Consider the following 525-nt stretch of genomic DNA (forward strand, 5'->3'; position numbering starts at 1 on the left):
CACTGGCCGATACCACGCTGATCGGCGTGGCGCGCTGGGCGGAGTTCCACCAGGCGGTTGATGGAGCTGCCTATCCCAAACTGGCGGCGTTGCGCCGCCGCATCGAAGCCGATCCGGTCGTGCGTTACGCCCTTGCGATCGAGGATGGCGAAGACCCAGCGGGTTCGGGCGCTTGCCTCGGCCAGGTCCCGCTGGCCGAGGTGATCGATCGCTTCGCGGCCTGACGCTCAACAGGCACTTTCAGCCGCGCGGCGCCACTGGCATGGCGCCGCGCGGAGCCGCGATCAGGCGGCCGATGTAAGCTGCGTCCGCAGGCAGCTCAGCGTTGCGCGTCGGTCGCCATCTTCACGGCAAGTGCGGTGAGCACCGTGCCCATCATCCAGCGCTGGATCACCAGCCAAAGCGGTCGTCCGGCGAGGAAGGTGGCGATAGAGCCGGCCGTCACCGCAATGATGGCGTTGACGGTGAGACTGATCGTGATCTGCGTGGCGCCGAGCACCAGCAGCTGCGACAGCACATGGCCCT

1 protein-coding gene and 1 pseudogene are annotated in these 525 nt (G+C 67.6%); one reads left to right on the forward strand and one right to left on the reverse strand.

Annotated features, from left to right (window positions below):
• The coding region (locus AC1DX6_RS30560; RefSeq protein WP_477320311.1) for a glutathione S-transferase family protein at window positions 1-224 on the forward strand (224 nt) is incomplete at its 5' end.
• 95 nt (window positions 225-319) lie between these two features.
• Here the strand turns inward: AC1DX6_RS30560 and AC1DX6_RS30565 are convergent.
• A pseudogene (locus AC1DX6_RS30565) lies at window positions 320-525 on the reverse strand (LysE family translocator); the annotation flags it as partial.

The organism is Mesorhizobium sp. P2_C4, from assembly GCF_056404575.1.